The sequence below is a fragment of the Pedococcus sp. 2YAF34 genome (genome assembly GCF_052114585.1).
Taxonomy (GTDB): Bacteria; Actinomycetota; Actinomycetes; order Actinomycetales; family Dermatophilaceae; genus Pedococcus.
Genome location: NZ_JBFRFA010000006.1, coordinates 16,158 through 36,905 on the forward strand (window position 1 = coordinate 16,158; position 20,748 = coordinate 36,905).

The window sequence follows — 20,748 nt, forward strand, 5'->3', positions numbered from 1 at the left end:
TGGAGTTCACCCGGCTGGGCGAGAACTCTCCTGTCCCCTCTGACAGGAGCCCCCATGCCTTCCACTGCTCGACGCAGCGTCCTCGGCGCCGCCTGCCTGACCCTGCTGACCGCCGCCCTGGCGGGTGCGGCACCCGCCCTGGCCGCCGACGCGCCGGGGCAGGCCAAGCCCGGGCACGAGACCTTTGCCGTCATCGGTGACGTGCCCTACGGCGCCGACCAGGTCGCGAAGTTCCCCGGCTGGGTCGACCAGATCAACGCCGACGCCCAGGTCGGCCTCGTCTTCCACGTGGGCGACATCAAGAACGGCTCGACGCGCTGCGACGACGCGTACTACCGGATGGTCCGCGCCCAGTTCGACCGGTTCACCGACCCGCTCGTCTACACGCCCGGCGACAACGAGTGGACCGACTGCCACCGCGCCAACAACGGGGCCTACGACCCGCTCGAGCGGCTCGCCTTCGACCGCTCGGTGTTCTTCGACCGGCCCGGGACCACGCTGGGTGCCCCGGCGCGGGTGAGGGTGCCGGACGCGGCATACCCGGAGAACGTGGCGCTGCGCCGCGATGGGGTCTCCTTCGCCACCCTCCACGTCGTGGGGAGCAACAACGACCTCCAGCCCTGGACCGGCATCGGGCAGACCACCGCGACACCCGACCAGGTCGCCGAGGAGCGCGGGCGGATGGACGCCTCGATCGCCTCGCTGCGCCGGACGTTCGCGGAGGCGACCCAACGACACGACCGGGCCGTCATGGTCCTGCAGCAGGCCGACATGTTCGACCCGACCTACACGCCGACCGAGGCCGACATCTCCGCGTTCCGGCCGCTGGTGCAGGCACTCGCCGAGGAGACCAGCCGGTTCGACGGCGACGTCTACCTCGTCAACGGCGACTCCCACATCTACAACTCCGACCGCCCGCTCGCGCCCGGCTCCGTGTGGCTGGAGCGGTACGGCGTCACGCAGCCGGCCGCCGGCCTGGAGCGGATCACGGTCGACGGATCGGACAACAACAAGGACTGGCTCAAGGTCACGGTCAACCGTCCCGGTGCGGCGTCGACGCTGAGCTGGGAGCGCGTGCCCTACACGGGTTGAGACCTGCCGACCGGCTTCTCCCGGGCCGATTTCTCGGTGGTCGACCGCTCTAGTAACCTGCTCCGCGGTGGCGTGTCCGAGCGGCCTAAGGAGCACGCCTCGAAAGCGTGTGTGGGTTAACGCCCACCGTGGGTTCAAATCCCACCGCCACCGCCAGCCAGACGAAGAAGGACCCGACAAGCATTTCGTCGGGTCCTTCTTCGTGTGATTGAACGCTGATCGCGTCGACCTGGTGGCAAACCGTGGTCATCGTCAGGGACGAGGGCGATCTGCCACCACCTCGGTGCCGGGGTCAGGGCCGGGGCCGGTGTCGCGACGGGAACGAGGGCGGCGGGCGCGGCGGCGTACCGCCATCCCGAGGGCGAGCAGGACCAGGAGCCAGTGGGGCACCCCGACGAACCACACCCGGTCGGCGTGGGGAGCGGCATCGGTGGGCGGGTCGCCGGCGGCAGCGTCGGCGTGGACCCACCAGAACCCCAGCCGGTTCCAGGTGGAGCGGGTCCCGATCGGCCGTGCGGGCCGCAAGATCTCGGCGCCGAGGTCGAGCCGCTGCACCTTCGCGGTCGAGAGGTCGCGGTGCTCGTCGATGCGCCCGACCAGCATCGAGCCGTTGCCGGGCCAGCGCACCCGGTAGAACGTCTGGTCCACCCGCTGGCCGTGTCGGCCCTCGAGGTCCAGGCCGACGGAGGTGTAGCGGTAGGTCAGCGGCCACGCGATCAGCAGCACCACCAGGACGACCCACCAGCCCCTGCGTACCACTGCGCCTCCCTGTCCCGCGCCCCAGCCGGCGTCAGAAGACCGGCTTGCCCCCGGTCACCCCGAGCACCGTCCCCGAAACATAGCTGGCCTCGTCGGAGGCGAGGAAGACGTAGGCGCTCGCGACCTCGACCGGGTGCCCGGCCCGTCCGAGCGGGGTGTCGGCCCCGAAGCCCTCCACCTTGTCGGGCGCCATGGTGGCGGGGATGAGCGGCGTCCAGATCGGTCCGGGTGCGACCGCGTTGACGCGGATGCCGCGCGGGCCGAGCTCCTGCGCGAGGTTGACGACCATGTTGGTCAGCGCCGCCTTCGTCGAGGCGTAGTCGAGCAGGTGCTCGCTCGGCGCATATGCCTGCACCGACGTCGTCATGGTGATGCTGCCGCCGCCCTCGAGCTCGCCGGCGAGCGCGTGGCTGAGCCAGAACGGCGAGAACACGTTGGTCTCGAAGGTCCGGGCCACCTGCTCGGGCGGGAACTCCTCGAGCGAGTCGTGGGTCATCTGGTACGCCGCGTTGCAGACGAGCAGGTCGATGCCTCCGAGCGCCTCGGTCGCCTTCGTGGCGAGCTCGGCGTTGGCCTCCTGCGTCCGCAGGTCGGTGGGGAAGGAGAAGCCGCGACCGCCGGCCGCCTCGACGTGGCGCAGGGTGTCGTCGGCGTCCGCCTGCTCCTGCGGCAGGTGGGCGATCGCGACGTCGGCGCCCTCCTTCGCGAAGGCGATCGCGATCGCGCGCCCGATGCCGGAGTCGCCGCCGGTGACCAGGGCGCGCCGACCCGAGAGGCGGCCGTGCCCGGTGTAGCTCTCCTCCCCGTGGTCGGCCTGCGGGTCGAGGGCGCTCACCGAGCCGGGCCAGTCCTGGGACTGGGCGGGGATGCTGGACAGGTCGGGTCGAGTGGTCATGCCGGGCCCCTACCCGGCCGAGGCGCCCTCGAACCCCTCGGCGGACAGGAGCGTGTCGAGCAGGCTGCGTACGGGGTCGTCACTGGGGGCGCCGCGCTCGGTGAGGCCGGAGACCACGCGGTAGGCCACGGTCGAGAGCTTGATGTTGTGCTGGTTGGAGTGCGAGCGCAGGAGCTCGAACGCGACGTCCTCCTCCACCCCGAACCCGAGCATCAGGGCGCCCTTGGCCTGCTCGATGGTGGCCCGGTGCTCGGAGGCGGCGGCGACGGCGGCGTCGGTGCGTTCGCGCACGGCCTCGGTGATGTCGACGAGGAATCCCAGGAGGCGCACGACCCGGTCGCCGGGCTTCTCGCTGCGGCCCACGACGACGACCGTGCGCTGGGGCCCGCCGGCCGTGGTGAGCCGGTAGGTCCAGGAGAACGCGCCGGGCGTGGCGACGGCATGCTGGACGCGCGCCGCGACGGTGTCCCGCTCCCCGTCGACGACGTGGTCGAGCAGGAGGGCCGTGGTCGGCTCGGCGTCCGCCGGCAGCCCGTGCAGGGCCCGCAGCTCGGGTGACCACGTCCACCGGTCGGCGACGACGTCGTACTGGAAGTGGGCCGCCCCGGGTTCGGGCGCAGCGGCGTGCAGTGGCATCAGACCTCGATCTCACCTGGCCGCGCGAGAGCGGCGGGTTCACATGACCTGGCCGCTGTTTGACCGGCGGTGAGCATATGTCGGCTCGGGAGATGTCCTCAACTCACTGCCACTGCACCGCCGTTCGGGGTGGTGGACTGCTCCGCCTGCAGTCCGGTCTTCGACGTCAGACCAGGCTGAGCAGGGCCAGCGCGTAGGCGCACTCGGGGTCGGCGTCCCGGAACGTCGTGACCCCGCTCGACCCGTCGCCGTCGCCGTCGCCGTCGGCGTCGGCGTGGTCGGCGTGGTCGGCCACGACGTCGACCAGCCAGTCACCACCCTCGCGACGCAGGCCGACGAAACGGTCGCCCAGCAGCACGCGGAGCTGGTCCTCGCGCGGCATCCACAGCGCCGTGTCGAGGGTGACCGAGTCGAGCGCCCACTCGGTCGTCCCGTTGAACCCCAGCAGCGGCTGCCCGTGGAACGTGTGCACGTCGATCGTGAGGTGGCTGATCCAGAAGACCTCGCCCACCACGTTGGGCTGGTCGATGGTGAACCGGTCGCCGGGCGCAGGCTCCCACAGCACGCCACCCTCGCTGAGACCGCGCGCGAGCTCGACGGAGATCATGCCCTCGAGCCTACGTCCGTCCGGTCAGCAGGGCTTGGTCGTCGTGGGCGACGGCTTGGCCTTGGCCGCGGCCGCCAGGACGGTGAACTTGTCGCCGAGGACGAGGTCCACCGAGGAGTCGGTACGGCTGTCCTTGACCGCCTTCGCGCCCTTGACCAGCGTGAGAACCAGGCGCGCACCGGGGCGGCCGGTCGTGCCGTACCGGACCTCGGCGGGGCCGGACACGGTCTTCTGGAGCGGGTCGTTGGCGACCGTCGCGATGCGGTAGCCGCGCTTGCGCACCGCGCTGGCCGTCGTGGCGGCGAGGCCGCTGCGGTCGGTGGCGTTGTAGACGTTGACCGTCACTCCGGCGGGGGTCAGGGCGGGGGCGGCGGTCGTCGTGCAGGTCGGCTTCGTCGCGGTGCTGGGTCGCCCGTCGGACGCCTCGAAGTAGGAGTAGGCGTACCAGAAGGCGAAGAACAGCATGAGGGCGACGAGGCCGAGCGTGATGAGGGCGCGGCGTCGTCGCGCGCGCCGGGAGCTCGACGCCCCCGACTCCACGATGTAGCTCACCGCCCACCTCCGCCCCGTCGCGTGCGGCACCTGCTGCGCGCAGGGCCTGGTCGGGGCTAGTCAAGCACGAGGACGCGGGCGTGCAGGGTAGGTCGCTGCTGAAGGGCGGCACGCAGGGCGCGGTGCAGGCCGTCCTCGAGGTAGAGGTCGCCCTTCCACTCCACGACGTGGGCGAACAGGTCGCCGTAGAAGGTGGAGTCCTCGGCGAGCAGCTGCCCGAGGTCGAGGGTGCGCTTGGTGGTGATGAGCTCCTCGAGACGCACCATCCGTGGGGGCACCTCGGCCCAGTCCCGCGGCGTCTGCTTGCCGTGGTCCGGATACGGCTTGCCCTCGCCCACCTTCTTGAAGATCACCCAGCCACCATAGGGGTACGTCGCGTGCGACCCCAGTCGCCCGCGTCGCCTCTCGTCTCCCTGCGCCCGGGATCGCTGCCGCACTAGAGTGCCGGAGGTGACCGAGAACGCGAGTGGTGACCAGTCCGCGAAGTCCACCGAGCAGCTCGACGCGATCCGGGCGGGGTACGCCTTCGAGGGTGGGGCGCTGCTGTTCGGCGCCGCGGTCATCGACGGCACAGCCCACCCGGACGCGCCCGTCAAGGTGCCGCTGGCGACGCTCAACCGGCACGGCCTGGTCGCCGGAGCCACCGGCACGGGCAAGACGAAGACGTTGCAGCTCATGGCCGAGCAGCTCTCCGGCCAGGGCGTGCCGGTCTTCCTCGCCGACATCAAGGGCGACCTGTCCGGGATGGCGACCGCGGGGGTCAGCAACGACCGGATCGCGAGCCGGGCGACCGACGTCGGGCAGCAGTGGGTGGGCACCGCGTACCCCACCGAGTTCCTGTCACTCGGCGGTCTCGGGCAGGGCATCCCCGTCCGCGCCACCGTGACGTCGTTCGGCCCGACGCTGCTGTCGAAGGTGTTGGGGCTCAACGACACCCAGGAGTCCAGCCTCGGCCTGGTCTTCCACTACGCCGACAAGAACGGCCTGGCGCTGCTCGACATCAAGGACCTGCGCGAGGTCGTCTCCTACCTCACCTCCGACGAGGGCAAGGCCGACCTCAAGTCGCTCGGCGGCCTGTCGTCGGCGACGGCAGGTGTCATCCTGCGGGAGCTCGTGGCGTTCTCCGACCAGGGCGCCGACGCGTTCTTCGGTGAACCCGAGTTCGACACCGCGGACTTGCTCCGCACGGCTGCCGACGGCAAGGGCCTGGTCACCTGCCTGGAGCTGCCCGCCGTGCAGGACCGGCCGGCGCTGTTCTCGACGTTCCTCATGTGGCTGCTCGCGGACCTGTTCCACGACCTCCCCGAGATCGGCGACGCCGACAAGCCCAAGCTGGTGTTCTTCTTCGACGAGGCCCACCTGTTGTTCAAGGACGCGAGCAAGGCGTTCCTGTCGGCGATCGAGCAGACCGTGCGACTCATCCGGTCCAAGGGCGTCGGCGTCTTCTTCGTGACCCAGAGCCCCAAGGACGTGCCCAGCGGGGTGCTGGCCCAGCTCGGCAACCGGGTGCAGCACGCGTTGCGCGCCTACACGCCCGAGGACGCCAAGGCGCTCAAGGCCGCGGTGTCGACCTACCCCCGCAGCGGCTACGACCTCGAGGAGCTGCTCACCTCCCTCGGCACCGGCGAGGCCGTCGTCACGGTGCTGTCGGAGAAGGGTGCGCCGACCCCGGTCGCGTGGACCCGCATGATCGCCCCGCAGTCGCTGATGGCGCCCTCCGACGCGGCGACCGTCACCGCGCTCATCGCGGGGTCACCGCTGGCGGCGGAGTACGCCACTGCCGTCGACCGCGAGTCCGCCTACGAGAAGCTGCGCGCCCGCCTCGAGGCGGCACCCGCCGCGCCGCCGGCCGCTCCCGCTCCCGCTCCCCAGTCCGCTCAGGTCCCGGCGCCGGCCCCGCGCGCCCCGAAGCCGGCGAAGGAGCAGCCCGGCATCGTCGAGCAGGTGGTGACGTCGAGCGCGTTCAAGTCGGCCCTGCGCTCGGCCGGCACCGTCCTCGGCCGCGAGATCACCCGCTCGATCTTCGGCACCGCCCGCCGCTCCCGCTGACCCGTCCGCCGACTCCGACCGCACCCATACCCGGCCCGCCCTCCACCGCCGGTTCAAGGTATTCGGCGACCGGATCCCGGCGGCGGAATACCTCGAAACGGCGAGGGCTCGCCAGGCGAACGCGGGGCGGTCAGCCGAGGACGGCGGCGACGAACAGGATGACGGGGACGGCGCCGACCGTCGTGATGAGGATGGTGTCGCGTGCCAGGACCGTGGCACGGCCGTAGCGCGTGGCGTGGACGAAGATGTTCTGCGCGGTCGGCAGGGCCGAGGTGACCACGATGGCGAGCAGGGCGTGCCCCTCGACGCCGATGAGCTGTGAGGCGACGAACCACGCCACGAGCGGCTGCAGGACCAGCTTGAGAGCGGACGTCGCGGCCAGCTCCGTGACCGACCCGGCGCGGCCGAGCCCTGGCCCGAGGCGCAGCGCGATGCCGTAGGCGATGAGCATGCTGGGCACCGCCATGTTGCCGATCAGCCCGAGTGGGCTGGCCAGCGGTGCCGGGAGCGTCCATCCGGTCACCGACAGCAGCACCCCGACCAGCGAACCGACGGTCAGCGGGTTCCTCAGCGGTCGGGACAGCACCTGCCACACCGAGCCCGAGCGTCCCCGGGCGTCGACGTCGAGGACGGCCAGGGCCAGGGGCTGCAGGACGAGCAGCTGCAGCAGGAGCGTCGGTGCGACCAGGGCTGCGTCGCCGAGGACATAGCTGGCGACGGGGATGCCGAGGTTGCCGGCGTTGACGTATGACGCGGAGAGCGCGCCGATGGTGGCGTCACCGAGGCGACGGTGCCAGACCCAGCGGGCGAGGGCGCAGTACAGCCCGGCGGTGGCGACCACGCCCGCACTGGTGGCGAGCAGGTTGGCCGACAGCACCGAGTGGACGTCGGCACGGCTGAGGGTGATGACCATGAGGGCCGGGCTGGCCACGAAGAACGCGAGCTTCGACAGGAGCCGCTGCGCCTGGAGGTCGAGCACGCGCAGGTGGGCGAGCAGCGCACCGACGCCGATGACGACGGCGATCGTGGCGAAACCGGTGAAGACCCCCTGCACGCCGTCAGGCTAGACGGGAGGGCGCAGCACAGGTGCGAGGGTCTCGAGAACGCCGGCGTCCTCGATGGTGCCCGGCACGACCGGCGTGTGCCCGTCGGCCATCTCGCGCATCGTCTTGCGCAGGATCTTGCCCGAGCGCGTCTTCGGCAGGGCCGGCACGATGTCGACGCGGTGCAGGGAGGCGACGGCCCCGACCTCGTCGCGCACTCGCTGCACGAGCTCGGCCCGGATGCGCTCGCCGTCGGTCGCGCCGTCGACACCGGCCTTGAGCACCACCAGCCCGCGCGGCACCTGGCCCTTGAGGTCGTCGGCGACCCCGATGACCGCGCACTCGGCGACGGCCTCGTGCCCGGCGAGGGCGGCCTCGATGGAGCCGGTCGACAGCCGGTGCCCCGCGACGTTGAGGACGTCGTCGGTGCGGCCCATGACGTGCAGGTAGCCGTCCTCGTCGACGAACCCGCCGTCGCCGGTGAGGTAGTAGCCGTCGAAGGCCGACAGGTAGCCCGCGACGTAGCGCTCGTCGTCGCCCCACAGGGTCGGCAGGGTGCCGGGTGGCAGTGGCAGCTTGATGCAGATGGACCCCTCCCGACCCGCGGGCACCCGCTCACCACGCTCGTCCAGGACGTGCACGTCGTACCCCGGGCAGGGCACGCTCGGCGAGCCGGCCTTGATGGGCATGGGCTCGAGGCCCCGCAGGTTGGCGGCGACCGGCCAGCCGGTCTCGGTCTGCCACCAGTTGTCGACCACGGGCACACCGAGGCGCTCGCACGCCCACGCATACGTGTCGGGGTCGAGCCGTTCACCAGCCAGGAACACCGTCTGGAGCGACGAGAGGTCGTGCCCCTGCATGAGCCGCCCCTCGGGGTCGTCGCGCTTGATGGCGCGGTAGGCGGTGGGGGCGGTGAACATCGCCTTCACGCCGTACTCCGCGATGACGCGCCAGAACGCGCCGGCGTCCGGGGTGCCGACCGGCTTCCCTTCGTAGAGAACGGTGGTCGCGCCGGTGAGCAGCGGCGCGTAGACGATGTAGGAGTGGCCGACGACCCAGCCGACGTCGCTGGCGGTGAACCACGGGTCGCCGGGCCCGATGCCGAACACGTTCTCCATCGACCAGCGCAACGCCACCGCGTGCCCGCCGTTGTCGCGGACGATGCCCTTGGGCCGGCCGGTCGTGCCGGAGGTGTAGAGGATGTAGAGCGGGTCGGTGGCGGCCACCTCGACGCAGTCGGCCGGCTCGGCGTCGGCGACCAGCTCGTCCCAGTCGAGCTCCTCCCAGTCGGTGTCGCGCTCACCGACGGCGGCGCGGGCCTGCGGGCGCTGGAGCACGATGACGGTCTCGGGCTTGTGGCTGCTGCGGTCGAGCGCGTCGTCGAGCATCGGCTTGTACTCGACGACGCGGCTCGGCTCGATGCCGCAGCTGGCCGCGACGACCACGCTCGGGCGCGCGTCCTCGATGCGGGCCGCGAGCTCGGCCGGCGCGAAGCCCCCGAACACGACGGAGTGGACGGCACCGAGGCGGGCGCAGGCCAGCATGGCGACCACTGCCTCCGGGACCATCGGCATGTAGATGACGACCCGGTCGCCCCTGGTCACCCCGAGCGAGTCCAGCGCCCCGGCGAAGGTGGCGACCTGCGCCAACAGCTCGGCATAGGTGAGCGTCTGCTTCGTGCCGGTCACCGGGGAGTCGTAGAGGAGCGCGGCCTGGGGACCGCGTCCGGCCGCGACGTGGCGGTCGAGCGCGTTGAAACAGGTGTTGAGGGTGCCGCCGGTGAACCAGCGGTAGAACGGCGGCCGGTCGTCGTCGAGCACCCGCGGGGGAGGGGTGACCCAGTCGACGAGCCGGGCGGCCCGCCCCCAGAAGGCATCCGGGTCGGCCAGGCTCTCGTCGTACGCCGCGCGGTAGGCACCGTTGCTCATGGGTCCATCGTGCGGCGCCACCCCTCACCGCGCCAGAGGCGTGGACGGCCGGCGCGACGGGAGCGCGGCTCGCTGCGGCGAGCGGTACCCGGTGCGCCCTTCCCGTGACGCGGACCGGTCGTCAGGTGGGGGTGACCGGGGGTGCCCAGCCCGGGCGCGGGATCAGGCAGAAGGGGTGGCCGGCCGGGTCGGCATACACGTGCTCACCCGGCGGGCTGAGCAGCCGCGCCCCGAGGGCGACTGCCTCGGCGCCCAGCACGACGGGGTCGTCGGCCATGACGTCGAGGTGCACCTGCTGCGGCCGGGCGGGGTCGCCCCAGACGGGTGGCTGGTGGTCGGGCGCGAGCTGGAACGCCAGTCCCGACGTGGTGTCGTCGACGGACACCACGACCCAGGTGTCGCTGGTGCAGGTCACGGGCAGGTCCAGGAGCGCCGACCAGAACGCGGCCACCGCGTGCGGGTCGCGGCAGTCGAGGACGACGTGGTGCAGGCGCCCGGGCACGAGCGGCCTAGTCGACCGGGCGGTTGCTGTAGCGGATCCAGGCCGAGGAGTCGCGGTGCCACCACCGGACCAGCGTCCAGGCGCCGATGAGCAGGAGGGACAGCGCGAGCGTCCTCGCGAAGAGCCCGGCGGTGGGCAGCAGGCCGCCGAAGAAGACGACCAGCGCGATGGCGTACAGCGCGCAGCCGAGCCACCGGGCCCACCACGACCCGCGCGAGGCCGCCTGCGCCAGGCTGAACCAGGCGACGGCCGACACCACGGCCCAGGCGATCGAGATGGTCAGGCTGAGGGCGACGATGCTGTCGAGGTCGCTGGCGTTGACGCGGGCTCCCTGCGACCTGGCCTCGGCGGCGAACGCGGTGTGGAGGGCGCCGCGGGTGAAGAAGGCGCGCGGGACCTCGAGCAGGCTGAGTACGGCGCCGACCTGCAGGAGGCGCACGGTCTCGAGGATCGACTGCGGCGGCACCACCGGGGAGCCGGGGCGCCACGTGGTGCGCTCGGCAGCCCGCCCGTCGCCCGCGGTGTCGGGGCTGAGGGCTCCGCGCCAGCGGATCTGTCGCGCCATGGGTCGACCCTAATCCGCGAAGGGGTGCTGGTCACCGGGTGACCTGACGAAATCCTGACCAAACCGGACACCTGAACCCCTTGTCCCGTCTCGGCAAGCGTAGGTAAGTTCCGCAGGAAGTCATTCAATGGTGAATCGTTCACTTCCTTGGAGGAGCCCATGTCCGGGTCTGTCCTGTCCCGTCGTTCCGTCGTCGCCGGGGCCGCCGGCGTCGCCCTCCTCGGCGCCGGGCTGTCCACCGCAGCCGCCGCGCCGACCACGGCGCCACCCCTTCCCCCCGCGGCGGAGAACGGCTGGGTGACGTCGACACTCGCGCGGATGACGCTCGAGGAGAAGGTCGGGCAGCTGTTCATCCAGAACGTCTACGGCAAGGACGCCACCACACCGGACGCACGCAACATCCCGCTGTACGGCGTCGCGAGCCCGGCGGAGGTCGTGCGCAAGTACCACCTCGGCGGGGTCATCTACTTCGCCTGGACCGACAGCGTCCAGAACCCGCAGCAGATCACCCGCCTCTCCAACGGCCTCCAGCAGGCCGCGCTCAGCCAGGACTCGAAGGTCCACATCCCACTGCAGGTTGCGACCGACCAGGAGCAGGGGGTGGTCACCCGCATCGGCCCTCCGGCGACGCAGTTCCCCGGGTCGATGGCGCTCGGCGCCGGCCGCAGCACCGACGACGCCCGCACAGCGGCGCGGATCACCGGTGAGGAGCTCAAGGCCATGGGCGTCAACACCGACTTCGCGCCCGACTCCGACGTCAACGTCAACGCCCTCAACCCCGTCATCGGCACCCGGTCGTTCTCCTCCGACCCGGCGCTCGCAGCCAGCATGGTCGGCGCCCAGGTGCGCGGCTACCAGGACGACGCCGGCATCTCCTCCTCCGCCAAGCACTTCCCAGGGCACGGCGACACCGCGACCGACAGCCACGTCGCCTTCCCGGTCATCACGCACAGCCGCCAGCAGTGGGAGCAGATCGACGCCCCGCCGTTCAAGCAGGCCATCGCCGACGGCATCGACATGATCATGACGGCGCACCTGAGCTTCCCGGCGCTCGACGACTCCGGCAACCCCGCGACGCTCAGCCGGCCCATCCTCACCGGCCTGCTGCGGGGCGAGCTCGGCTACAAGGGGGTCATCGTCACCGACTCGCTGGCGATGCAGGGTGTGCGCGACCTCTACGGCGACCCCGAGGTCGCCGTCCGAGCCCTGTCCGCCGGTGCCGACCAGTTGCTCATGACGCCGGCCATGGACGACGCGTACGCCGCCGTGGTCGACGCCATGCGCACGGGCCGGATCAGCCGGGCGGACCTCGACGCCAAGGTGCGCCGCGTCCTGGAGCTGAAGTACTCGCGCGGCATCGTCGCCCACCCGTACGCAGACCCGGCCGCCCTCGACTCGGTCGTCGGCACCCCGGAGCACCTCGCTGCGGCCGACGCCATCACCGACCGCACGACGACGCTCGTGAAGAACGACGCCGGCACCCTTCCGCTCGCCACGTCCGGCCGCAAGGTCCTCGTCACCGGGTACGGCGTCACGACGACCCAGACCCTCGCCGACGGACTGGCGGAGCAGGGTGCGGTCACCACGGTCAAGCAGACCGGCACCTCACCGACCGACGCCCAGGTCGCCAGCGCAGTCGCTGCCGCGGCGGGTCAGGACGCCGTCGTCGTGACCACCATGAAGGCCTGGGACACCTCGGCCACCGACCCGCGCGGTGGCCAGCAGAAGCTGGTCAAGGCGCTGCTCGCGACCGGCAAGCCGGTCATCGTGGTCGCCACCCGCGACCCCTACGACATCGCCTACATGACGCAGGCGCCGACCTACCTCGCGACCTACTCCTACAGCCCGGTCGCCATCGAGGCGGTCGCCCGCGTCATCGCCGGCAAGGTCACCCCGACCGGCAAGCTGCCGGTCGACATCCCGGTCGCCGGCGACCCGTCGACGGTCCTCTACCCCTTCGGCCACGGCCTCACCTACTGAGGCGCAAGGAGAGCTCCCATGGGCAACCTCGACCGACGACAGCTCCTCACTGCAGCGGGTGCGGGGGCACTGGCCCTTCCGCTGGGTATCGCGTCCGCGACCACCGCGGGCGCCTCCACCACCGCCCGGGTACCCGGTGGGGCCGGGCCGGCGGGCGCCCCCGCCGGCCCGGCTGCGGGCTCCTTCCCGCGGCGGCCGGTCACCACCGGCGCGGAACGTGCAGCAGCGGACCGGTGGTCGACGCTCGCGGGGCAGAAGGTCGGCGTCATCACCAACCCGACCGGGATCCTCGGCAACCTGCGGACGATCGTCGACGAGATGCACGAGGCGGGCACTGTCGACATCGTCGGGGTCTTCGGCCCGGAGCACGGCTTCCGCGGCACCGCACAGGCCGGCGGCTCCGAGGGGACCTCGACCGACCCGCGCACCGGCCTGACCGTCTACGACGCCTACGGTGCCGGGGTCTCCAAGCTCACCGAGCTGTTCCGGACCGCCGGGGTCGAGACCGTGGTCTTCGACATCCAGGACGCGGGCGCCCGCTTCTACACCTACATCTGGACCATGTACACGGCCATGCGCGCGGCCGTCGCCACCGGGGCGAGGTTCGTCGTCCTCGACCGCCCGAACCCGTTGGGCGGCAAGGCCTACGGGCCCATGATGACCACCGCGTACACCTCGGGCGTGGGTGCGAAGGAGATCGTGCAGGCGCACGGCATGACCGTCGGCGAGCTCGCGCGCTACTTCGACGGGGAGTTCCTCACCGCCGACGCCGGGAACCGCCTCGAGGAGCTGTCGGTCGTGGAGGTCGGCGGCTGGCGCCGTGACGTGACCTTCGCGGCCACGGGCCTGCCGTGGGTCATGCCCAGTCCCAACATGCCGACGCCCGACACCGCCCTCGTCTACCCCGGCACCGGGATGTTCGAGGGGACCAACCTGTCGGAGGGCCGCGGCACGACCCGCCCGTTCGAGCTGGTCGGCGCCCCCTACGTCGACTACCGGTGGGCCGAACGCCTTGCGGCACTGGACCTCCCGGGCGTCGGCTTCCGTGAGGCCTACTTCACGCCGACCTTCAGCAAGCACGTCAACACCGTGTGTGGCGGCGTGCAGGTCCACGTCACGGACCCGTCCGCAATCGACCCCATGCGCGTGGGCGTGGAGATGCTCGTGGCCGCGAAGAAGCTCTACCCCGAGTTCGCCTGGCGCTACGACAGCTACGACCCGGCGCGCCCCTACTGGGTCGACAAGCTGTCCGGCTCGACCCGTCTGCGCGAGCAGGTGACCGCGGGTGCCTCCGCCGACGAGGTCGTGGGCGCCTGGCGCGACGAGCTCGCGGCGTTCGACCGTCGCCGGCAGCAGTACCTCCTCTACCGCGGCCCCGCCGCCTGACCCGATCGGTGCCCCTCCATGCGCCTGCGCCCAGCCCTGTCCGCGACCGTCGCCGCGTGCGCCCTCGTGGCCACCGGTGCCCTCGTGCCCACGCCCGCCGTGGCTGAGGACTTCAGCAAGCCGTTCCACGGCTTCGCCCCGCCCAGCACGGTGCTCGCCGACGCCTCACCGGCGTCCGTGGGCCTCGACCCGGCGCCGATCGCGACCGCGGTCGAGCAGATCCGGGGGCACGAGACGGCTCCCGCTGGCGGACACCCCATGTACGCAGGGGCGGTTGGGCTCATGGGCCACGACGGCAAGGTCGTCGAGCGTGACGCCAGCGGCTACGCCCTGAAGTACGCGGACGCGACGACCGAGCTGCCGCGCGACCAGTGGGTGCCGATGCGGGACGACACGGTCTTCGACCTGGCCTCGGTGTCCAAGCTGTTCACCTCGCTCGCCGTCGTGCAGCTCATCGAGGAGGACAAGGTCGCCCTCGACGCACCCGTGGCGACCTACCTGCCGGAGTTCGCCGCCGCGGGCAAGGAAGCCGTCACCATCCGGCAGCTGCTCACGCACACCTCCGGGTTCACCTCGTGGCTGCCGCTGTGGAGCAAGTACCCGGACAAGGCGTCACGCATCAAGGCGGTCATGGACCAGCCGCTCACCAACCCGCCCGGGTCGACCTACCTCTACAGCGACCTCAACATGATCACCCTCGGTGTCGTCGTGGAGAGGCTGCGCGGCAAGTCCCTCGACCAGGTCGTCGCGGAGCGCATCACCGGTCCGCTCGGGATGAAGGACACCGGCTACAACCCGACCGACCGGACGCGCACCGCCGCCACGGAGTACCAGACCGCACCGGCCCGCGGCATGGTCTGGGGCGAGGTCCACGACGAGAACGCCTGGTCGCTCGGCGGAGTCGCCGGCCACGCCGGGGTCTTCTCCACCGCCGACGACCTCGCGGTGCTCAGCCAGGCGCTGCTCAACGGCGGCACCTACCGCGGTCACCGGATCCTCAGTCGTGCCAGCGTCACCCAGCTCATCACCGACTTCAACGGCGACTTCCCGGGCGACGCCCACGGCCTGGGCTTCGAGCTGGACCAGCGGTGGTACATGGACGCCCTCTCCGGGCCGCGCACCGCCGGCCACACCGGGTACACGGGCACGTCGATCGTCATCGACTTCGCGTCGCGCTCGTTCGCGATCCTGCTCACCAACCGCGTGCACCCCTCGCGCAGCTGGGGCAGCAACAACCTGGCCCGGCGCGAGTGGGCCGGCGGCCTGGCCCAGGCGATGCGCGTGCGGCCGAAGCACGGTGACACCGCGTGGTTCTCCGGTGCTCGCGACGGCTCCACGTCGACCCTCGCCACCGCGCCGCTGCCGGTGCCCGCTGCGGGTGCGCATCTGGGGTTCGACCTCTTCCTCGACACGGAGGAGACCGACCTGCTGGTGCTGGAGCGGTCGACCGACGGTGGTGCGACCTGGGCGAAGGTGCCGTTCACGGTGCGTGACCGCGGCGAGACGACCGCCAGTGACGGGGTCGTCTCGGGCAGCGGCGACCGTCGCTGGGCCCAGGCGCGGGCCGACCTCCCGCCGGGCACGCAGTCGCTGCGCTGGCGCTACACCACCGACGGCTCCTACCTCGGGCGTGGCGTGTACGTCGACGACGTCAGGGTCGCGGGGCCCGGCGGGGCGCTGCTCGACGGTGAGTCCCACCCGGACGCCTTCACCGCCGACGGCTGGAGCCTGCAGTCACGCTGAGGCGGGCGGCCACGCCGTACGGTAAGCGCATGTCCACCCGCGCCTCCGACGCCACCGCGCCGCCCGTGCCCCTCCTGCTGCGGCTGCGGGGGATCCGCCCGTCGCTGTCGCCCGCCGAGGACCGGGTGGCCGAGCAGGTGCTCGCCGACCCGCGCGCGGCCGCGGCCCTGACCATCAGCGAGCTCGCGGCGACGGCGCGGACCTCGGAGACGACGGTGCTGCGGTTCTGCCGCCGTCTGGGGCTGCCCGGGTACCCCCAGCTGCGCCTGGGCCTGGCCGAGGAGAGCGCCCACCCGCGGTCCGCCGCCGCGGCCGACACCGACATCAGCGCCAAGGACTCGATCGACGACATCATCGCCAAGGTCGCCTGGGTCGACGCGAGCGCGGTCGAGGAGACCGCCCAGCAGCTCGACCGGCAGGCCCTCGCGGCCACCGCCGCTGCGGTGGCCGCGGCCAAGCGGGTCGACATCTACGGCATCGGCGCCAGCGCGATCGTCGGCACCGACCTCCAGCAGAAGCTGCACCGCATCGGTGTGGTGGCCTTCGTGTGGAACGACCCGCACATCGCCCTCACCAGCGCCACGCTGCTGTCGGCCGGTGACGTCGCGATCGGCATCTCGCACTCCGGCACGACGAGCGAGACCATCGCCGCCCTCGACGCAGCGCGGGGCAGGGGGGCCACGACGGTCGCCGTGACCAACTTCCCGGTCTCGCCGCTCGCGGGGGAGGCCGACCTGGTGCTGACCACGGCGGCCAGGGAGACCAGCCTGCGGTCGGGCGCGACGGCCAGCCGCATCGCGGCCCTGACGGTCGTCGACTGCCTGTACATCGCTGTGGCACAACGGAACCTGCCCCGAGCGCGCAAGGCGGTCAAGGAGACGCGCCAGGCTGTCGCGAGCCGTCACGTCGACCCGCAGACGTGACTGATTCACACCATTGACGCATACGGCGTAGGAAAGTAACCTCGGCCGCGTGACCAGCCACGTGAGCGTCAGCGCGCCCACCGAGGAACGCCATCCCGGGACCACCGCGATCGACACGCGGTCGACCCTGGACATCCTGCGGCTCCTCAACGACGACGACGCCAAGGTGGCCCCGGCGGTCGCGGGGGTGCTGCCAGAGCTGGCGGTGCTCGTCGACCGCGCCGTGGCCTCGATCCGGGCCGGCGGGACCGTGCACTACTTCGGCGCCGGCACGTCGGGGCGGCTGGCCGTCCTCGACGCCGCCGAGCTGCTGCCGACCTTCAACGCCCCCGAAGGCCTGTTCGTCGCCCACCATGCCGGCGGGCTCGGTGCCCTCCTGCGCGCCGTCGAGAACGTCGAGGACGACGTCGAGGCCGGGCGCCGCGAGGCAGAGAGCCTGCGCGCCGGCGACCTGGCGATCGGGCTCACGGCCTCGGGCCGTACGCCGTTCGTCGGCGGGGCGCTGGCCAGGGCCCGCGAGCTCGGCGCCGTCACCGCGCTCGTGACCTCCAACCCCGAGGCCGCCCTTGCCCGGCACGTCGACCACCTGCTGGCCGCACAGACCGGGCCCGAGGTCCTCACCGGCTCGACCCGCCTCAAGGCGGGGACGGCGCAGAAGCTCATCCTCAACTCGTTCTCGACGGCGGTGATGATCCGCCTCGGCCGGACCTGGTCCAACCTCATGGTCGACGTCGTCGCCACCAACGCCAAGCTCCGCGGCCGCGTGCTGCGGATCCTGCAGGAGGCCAGCGGCGCGAGCGAGGGCGACGCCCGGCTGGCGCTCGAGCAGGCCGACGGCGAGCTCAAGCCAGCCCTGCTGTCGCTGCTCGCCGGCACCGACGCGGCCACCGCCCGGGCCGCGATCGTCCAGCACGACGGCTCGGTCGCCCAGGCCCTGGCCGCCCTCGCTCCCACGACAACCCCGACCACCCCACCGCAGTCCCTGACAGGAGACCGTTCATGACTCGTCCAGCGCGCAGGTCCACCGCCCTCGTGGCCGTCCTCGGCGCCACCGCCGCCCTCGCCGCCTGTGCTCCTTCCGGCGGAGGCTCGGACTCCGGCAGCGGTGACAAGGGCACGACCCTGACGGTCTGGTCGTGGCGAGTCGAGGACGAGGCCGCCTACACCAAGATCTTCGACGCGTACGAGAAGGCCCACCCGGGCGTCACGGTGAACTTCAAGGCGTTCAAGGCCACCGAGTACAACAAGATCCTCGCGACCGGCCTCGCCGGGTCGGACGGCCCCGACGTGCCGCAGGTCCGCTCCTACGGGCAGCTGCAGACCACTGTCGCGTCCGACGCGCTCGTCCCGCTCGACGGCAAGGTCGACCTGGCCGGCTGGGACGACAACGTCGTCGCCAGCGCCAAGGGCAAGGAGGACGGCAAGATCTACTCGGTGCCGCTCGCCCGCCAGACGACCGTGATGTTCTACAACGAGGACGCGTTCGCCAAGAACGGCCTCAAGGCGCCCACGACGTGGGACGAGTTCATGGCCGCGAACACCAAGCTCGCCTCGGCCGGCATGACGCCGATCGCGGTCGGGGCCAAGGACGACTGGACCCTGCCGATCGTGCACGAGGTCCTGGCGGCACCGCGGTTCGGCGGCAAGGCGTTCCAGGACCAGGTCGCCAGCGGCAGCAAGGACTTCACCGACCCCGACTGGGTCGCCTCGGTCAAGGTCGTGAAGGACCTCGAGAAGTTCATGCCCAAGAACGTCACCGGCGTGGCCGTGACCGACGCCCAGACGCTGTTCACCGCCGGCAAGGCGGCCATGCTGCCCGGCGGCTCCTACGACCTCGCGGTGCTGCAGAAGGCCAACCCGCAGATGAAGATCGGCGTCATGCAGGTCCCGCCGCCGCCCGGCTCGCCGAGCGGCTCCGAGGCCACCACCGCCGGCTGGGCCGACGGCAACTTCGCCGTCTCCAAGAAGTCGACGCACCAGGCGCAGGCCATGGACCTCGTGAAGTGGATGTCCACCAAGGAGTTCGGCCAGATGGTCGCCGACGACGTCAAGCAGATCTCCGCGGTCCCCGGCGTCGAGTACAAGGACCCGCTGCTCAAGTCGATGAGTGACAACTACCAGAAGTCGGGCTCGCCCTACCTGCTGCTCACCGACTTCCGCTACGGCGCCCCCTCGGGCACCGACCTGCTCGGCAAGGGGATCCAGCAGCTGCTCCTCGGCAGCAAGGACGCCTCGGCGGTGAGCAAGGACCTCGACACCGGCGTCAAGACCTGGTTCAAGCCGGCCTCGTGACCCGTCGCACCGGACTGCTGTTCGTCCTGCCGGCCCTGCTGCTCTTCGGGATCTTCGTGCTCTACCCGATGGGCACGGCGTTCTCGTACGCGTTCTTCGAGTGGCGGGGCACGGCACGGGGCGCGTTCGCGGGCCTGGACAACTTCCACACCCTGTTCACCCGCGCGCCGTTCACCACCGACCTGCCCCGCGCGCTGCTGCACAACATCCTGTTCTTCGTCGGGACGATGGCGTTCCAGAACACCATCGGCCTCGGGGTGGCGTTCCTGCTGCACCGCCGGGCCCGCACCCGGCGGCTGCTGCAGACGCTCTACGCGATGCCCTACCTCGTGAGCCCGATCGTCATCGGCTACCTGTGGACGCTGCTGCTGTCGCCGACCTTCGGCCCGGTCAACCAGCTGCTCACCAAGGTCGGGCTCGACTCGTGGGCGCTGCCGTGGCTGGGTGACCCGAAGACGGCCCTGTGGGTCGTGGTGCTCGTGAGCGTGTGGCAATGGATCGGCTTCCCGGTCCTGCTGTACGGCGCCGCGCTCGGTGGGGTGCCCGAGGAGCTGACCGAGGCCGCCCGCGTCGACGGCGCCAGCAACCGGCAGGCCTTCCAGAAGGTGACGCTGCCGCTGCTGGTCCCCGCGATCGGCACGGTCTCGGTGCTGACCTTCATCTTCGCGATGGAGGCGTTCGCCTTGCCCTACGCGTTCGGTGGTTCGACCGGAAACCCCGCTGGGTCAACGGACTTCGTGTCGCTGCTGTTCTACCGCACCGCCTTCGACTCCGGCTCGGTCGACGCGATCGGCAGCTCGTCGGCACTGGCGACCCTGCTGTTCATCGTCATCTTCGGCGGGGCCGTGGCGGCCACGTCGGTGCTGCGACGCCACGAGCGGAGGATCACCGCATGAGCGTCGTCGCGCCGGCAGCCACGGCGACCCCTGACGCCCCGGACCTCGCGCAGCCGAAGGGGCCACGGCGCCGTACCGGTCAGAAGCCCGTCGGCGGCGTCGCGGCGAGCATCGTGCTGTGGGGGTACGCGGCCATCGCGCTGGTCCCGCTGCTGCTCATGGTCGTCAGCTCGTTCCGCACCAACGCCGACCTCATCACCGACCCGCTCGGGCTGCCGTCGCCGGTGTCGACCCAGAGCTACCGCGAGGCGTGGACGACCGGCAGCTTCGCCACCTACTTCGGCAACTCCCTGCTCGTCACCGTCGGAGCCGTCGCCCTCTCCACGGTCGTCTCGACGATGGCTGCCTACGCGCTGGCGCGGGTGCACTCGAGGGCGTTCCGCGCGCTGGAGTCGCTGTTCCTGTCGGGCCTGATGCTGCCCATCCACCTGGCGATCCTGCCGATCTTCTACCTGTTCGACGGCCTCGGCCTGATCGACTCCCGGTTCGGCCTGGCTCTCATGTACGGCGCGTCCGGGGTCCCGTTCTCGATCTTCGTCCTCACGACGTTCTTCCGGCAGCTGCCCGGGGAGCTCGAGGAGGCCGCGGCGCTCGACGGCGCGTCGCCGTGGCAGACGTTCTGGCGGATCATGGTGCCGATGGTGCGTCCCGCGCTGGCCACCGTGGCCGTCTTCAGGTTCGTGCCGATCTGGAACGACTTCCTCTTCCCGCTCGTCCTGCTGCGGCGCGAGGAGAAGTACACGTTGCCCGTCGGCCTGACGACGTTCTTCGGCGAGAACGCGACCAACTACTCGGCCGTGTTCGCGGGCCTGGTCATCACCACCATCCCGCTCATCGTGCTGTTCCTGGTCGCCACGAAGCAGATCGTCGCGGGATTGACCGCCGGCATGTCCAAGTGAT

At 71.6% G+C, this 20,748-nt stretch carries 20 protein-coding genes and 1 tRNA gene; 11 read left to right on the forward strand and 10 right to left on the reverse strand.

Going from position 1 to position 20,748, the window contains the following annotated elements; genetic code table 11:
- Window positions 1-54: 54 nt before the first annotated feature.
- Entirely contained in the window at window positions 55-1,092 is a 1,038-nt protein-coding gene (locus tag AB4Z02_RS04970) for a metallophosphoesterase (RefSeq protein WP_441969761.1), read from the forward strand.
- Window positions 1,093-1,158: 66 nt separating this feature from the next.
- Window positions 1,159-1,248, forward strand: a tRNA-Ser gene (locus AB4Z02_RS04975).
- 96 nt (window positions 1,249-1,344) lie between these two features.
- Here AB4Z02_RS04975 and AB4Z02_RS04980 read toward each other — a convergent pair.
- The 6 genes from AB4Z02_RS04980 to AB4Z02_RS05005 all read right to left on the reverse strand — a co-directional run bounded on the left by AB4Z02_RS04980 (window position 1,345) and on the right by AB4Z02_RS05005 (window position 4,894).
- Window positions 1,345-1,851 (reverse strand): hypothetical protein, encoded by a 507-nt coding sequence (locus AB4Z02_RS04980; RefSeq protein WP_441969763.1) that lies wholly within the window; start codon window positions 1,849-1,851, stop codon window positions 1,345-1,347.
- Window positions 1,852-1,882: 31 nt separating this feature from the next.
- Entirely contained in the window at window positions 1,883-2,746 is an 864-nt protein-coding gene (locus AB4Z02_RS04985; protein WP_441969765.1) for an SDR family oxidoreductase, read from the reverse strand.
- A gap of 9 nt (window positions 2,747-2,755) precedes the next feature.
- Window positions 2,756-3,382: an ANTAR domain-containing protein gene (locus AB4Z02_RS04990; RefSeq protein WP_441969767.1), complete on the reverse strand. Its 627-nt coding sequence runs from the start codon at window positions 3,380-3,382 to the stop codon at window positions 2,756-2,758.
- A gap of 166 nt (window positions 3,383-3,548) precedes the next feature.
- Window positions 3,549-3,989, reverse strand: coding sequence for a hypothetical protein (locus tag AB4Z02_RS04995; RefSeq protein ID WP_441969769.1), 441 nt, complete (start codon window positions 3,987-3,989; stop codon window positions 3,549-3,551).
- 24 nt (window positions 3,990-4,013) lie between these two features.
- Complete coding sequence (locus AB4Z02_RS05000) at window positions 4,014-4,541, reverse strand: LytR C-terminal domain-containing protein (protein WP_056883006.1); 528 nt, start codon at window positions 4,539-4,541, stop codon at window positions 4,014-4,016.
- A 56-nt stretch (window positions 4,542-4,597) separates the two neighbouring features.
- Window positions 4,598-4,894, reverse strand: coding sequence for a type II toxin-antitoxin system VapB family antitoxin (locus AB4Z02_RS05005; protein WP_056883007.1), 297 nt, complete (start codon window positions 4,892-4,894; stop codon window positions 4,598-4,600).
- Between the two features lie 97 nt (window positions 4,895-4,991).
- Between AB4Z02_RS05005 and AB4Z02_RS05010 the strand changes: the two genes are divergently transcribed.
- Window positions 4,992-6,590 carry a helicase HerA-like domain-containing protein gene (locus tag AB4Z02_RS05010; protein ID WP_441969772.1) on the forward strand — a complete coding sequence of 533 codons (1,599 nt, stop codon included), beginning with the start codon at window positions 4,992-4,994 and terminating at the stop codon, window positions 6,588-6,590.
- A 130-nt stretch (window positions 6,591-6,720) separates the two neighbouring features.
- On the opposite strand, the gene AB4Z02_RS05015 is transcribed toward AB4Z02_RS05010, so the two are convergent.
- The 4 genes from AB4Z02_RS05015 to AB4Z02_RS05030 all read right to left on the reverse strand — a co-directional run bounded on the left by AB4Z02_RS05015 (window position 6,721) and on the right by AB4Z02_RS05030 (window position 10,628).
- Entirely contained in the window at window positions 6,721-7,644 is a 924-nt protein-coding gene (locus AB4Z02_RS05015; RefSeq protein ID WP_441969774.1) for an AEC family transporter, read from the reverse strand.
- Window positions 7,645-7,653: 9 nt separating this feature from the next.
- A complete protein-coding gene (locus tag AB4Z02_RS05020) occupies window positions 7,654-9,561 on the reverse strand; it encodes a propionyl-CoA synthetase (RefSeq protein WP_441969776.1) in 1,908 nt (635 codons plus the stop codon).
- 121 nt (window positions 9,562-9,682) lie between these two features.
- Window positions 9,683-10,063 carry a VOC family protein gene (locus AB4Z02_RS05025; protein WP_056883010.1) on the reverse strand — a complete coding sequence of 127 codons (381 nt, stop codon included), beginning with the start codon at window positions 10,061-10,063 and terminating at the stop codon, window positions 9,683-9,685.
- A 7-nt stretch (window positions 10,064-10,070) separates the two neighbouring features.
- Window positions 10,071-10,628, reverse strand: a complete 558-nt coding sequence (locus AB4Z02_RS05030) for a hypothetical protein (protein ID WP_441969778.1) — start codon at window positions 10,626-10,628, stop codon at window positions 10,071-10,073.
- Window positions 10,629-10,787: 159 nt separating this feature from the next.
- Here AB4Z02_RS05030 and AB4Z02_RS05035 point away from each other — a divergent pair, with 159 nt between their 5' ends.
- From AB4Z02_RS05035 to AB4Z02_RS05070, 8 genes are read left to right on the forward strand one after another with little or no spacing between them, the layout of a single operon-like run.
- Window positions 10,788-12,608: a glycoside hydrolase family 3 protein gene (locus tag AB4Z02_RS05035; protein ID WP_441969780.1), complete on the forward strand. Its 1,821-nt coding sequence runs from the start codon at window positions 10,788-10,790 to the stop codon at window positions 12,606-12,608.
- An 18-nt stretch (window positions 12,609-12,626) separates the two neighbouring features.
- The gene (locus AB4Z02_RS05040) at window positions 12,627-13,994 is read left to right on the forward strand and encodes an exo-beta-N-acetylmuramidase NamZ family protein (protein WP_441969782.1); all 1,368 of its coding nucleotides are present in this window, start codon (window positions 12,627-12,629) and stop codon (window positions 13,992-13,994) included.
- An 18-nt stretch (window positions 13,995-14,012) separates the two neighbouring features.
- Window positions 14,013-15,737, forward strand: coding sequence for a serine hydrolase (locus AB4Z02_RS05045; RefSeq protein WP_441969784.1), 1,725 nt, complete (start codon window positions 14,013-14,015; stop codon window positions 15,735-15,737).
- Between the two features lie 29 nt (window positions 15,738-15,766).
- Window positions 15,767-16,660: a MurR/RpiR family transcriptional regulator gene (locus tag AB4Z02_RS05050; protein ID WP_056883014.1), complete on the forward strand. Its 894-nt coding sequence runs from the start codon at window positions 15,767-15,769 to the stop codon at window positions 16,658-16,660.
- A 49-nt stretch (window positions 16,661-16,709) separates the two neighbouring features.
- On the forward strand, window positions 16,710-17,663 hold the full coding sequence (locus tag AB4Z02_RS05055) for an N-acetylmuramic acid 6-phosphate etherase (protein WP_056883015.1): 954 nt from the start codon (window positions 16,710-16,712) through the stop codon (window positions 17,661-17,663).
- On the forward strand, window positions 17,660-18,952 hold the full coding sequence (locus AB4Z02_RS05060) for an ABC transporter substrate-binding protein (protein ID WP_441969787.1): 1,293 nt from the start codon (window positions 17,660-17,662) through the stop codon (window positions 18,950-18,952). Before AB4Z02_RS05055 ends, AB4Z02_RS05060 begins: the two co-directional genes overlap by 4 nt.
- Window positions 18,949-19,848, forward strand: a complete 900-nt coding sequence (locus tag AB4Z02_RS05065; protein WP_441969789.1) for a carbohydrate ABC transporter permease — start codon at window positions 18,949-18,951, stop codon at window positions 19,846-19,848. The genes AB4Z02_RS05060 and AB4Z02_RS05065 overlap by 4 nt, the downstream gene beginning before the upstream one ends.
- Window positions 19,845-20,747 carry a carbohydrate ABC transporter permease gene (locus tag AB4Z02_RS05070; protein ID WP_441969791.1) on the forward strand — a complete coding sequence of 301 codons (903 nt, stop codon included), beginning with the start codon at window positions 19,845-19,847 and terminating at the stop codon, window positions 20,745-20,747. Before AB4Z02_RS05065 ends, AB4Z02_RS05070 begins: the two co-directional genes overlap by 4 nt.
- Window position 20,748: the final 1 nt, after the last annotated feature.

What these genes read in the sequence shown, in the direction of transcription:
- AB4Z02_RS05030 (WP_441969778.1), bottom strand. Translation starts at nt 10,628, where the DNA reads ATGGCGCGACAGATCCGCTGGCGCGGAGCCCTCAGCCCCGACACCGCG.
- AB4Z02_RS05070 (WP_441969791.1), top strand. Translation starts at nt 19,845, where the DNA reads ATGAGCGTCGTCGCGCCGGCAGCCACGGCGACCCCTGACGCCCCGGAC.
- AB4Z02_RS04985 (WP_441969765.1), bottom strand. Translation starts at nt 2,746, where the DNA reads ATGACCACTCGACCCGACCTGTCCAGCATCCCCGCCCAGTCCCAGGAC.
- AB4Z02_RS05045 (WP_441969784.1), top strand. Translation starts at nt 14,013, where the DNA reads ATGCGCCTGCGCCCAGCCCTGTCCGCGACCGTCGCCGCGTGCGCCCTC.
- AB4Z02_RS05040 (WP_441969782.1), top strand. Translation starts at nt 12,627, where the DNA reads ATGGGCAACCTCGACCGACGACAGCTCCTCACTGCAGCGGGTGCGGGG.
- AB4Z02_RS04990 (WP_441969767.1), bottom strand. Translation starts at nt 3,382, where the DNA reads ATGCCACTGCACGCCGCTGCGCCCGAACCCGGGGCGGCCCACTTCCAG.
- AB4Z02_RS05020 (WP_441969776.1), bottom strand. Translation starts at nt 9,561, where the DNA reads ATGAGCAACGGTGCCTACCGCGCGGCGTACGACGAGAGCCTGGCCGAC.
- AB4Z02_RS04995 (WP_441969769.1), bottom strand. Translation starts at nt 3,989, where the DNA reads ATGATCTCCGTCGAGCTCGCGCGCGGTCTCAGCGAGGGTGGCGTGCTG.
- AB4Z02_RS05035 (WP_441969780.1), top strand. Translation starts at nt 10,788, where the DNA reads ATGTCCGGGTCTGTCCTGTCCCGTCGTTCCGTCGTCGCCGGGGCCGCC.
- AB4Z02_RS04970 (WP_441969761.1), top strand. Translation starts at nt 55, where the DNA reads ATGCCTTCCACTGCTCGACGCAGCGTCCTCGGCGCCGCCTGCCTGACC.
- AB4Z02_RS05060 (WP_441969787.1), top strand. Translation starts at nt 17,660, where the DNA reads ATGACTCGTCCAGCGCGCAGGTCCACCGCCCTCGTGGCCGTCCTCGGC.
- AB4Z02_RS05050 (WP_056883014.1), top strand. Translation starts at nt 15,767, where the DNA reads ATGTCCACCCGCGCCTCCGACGCCACCGCGCCGCCCGTGCCCCTCCTG.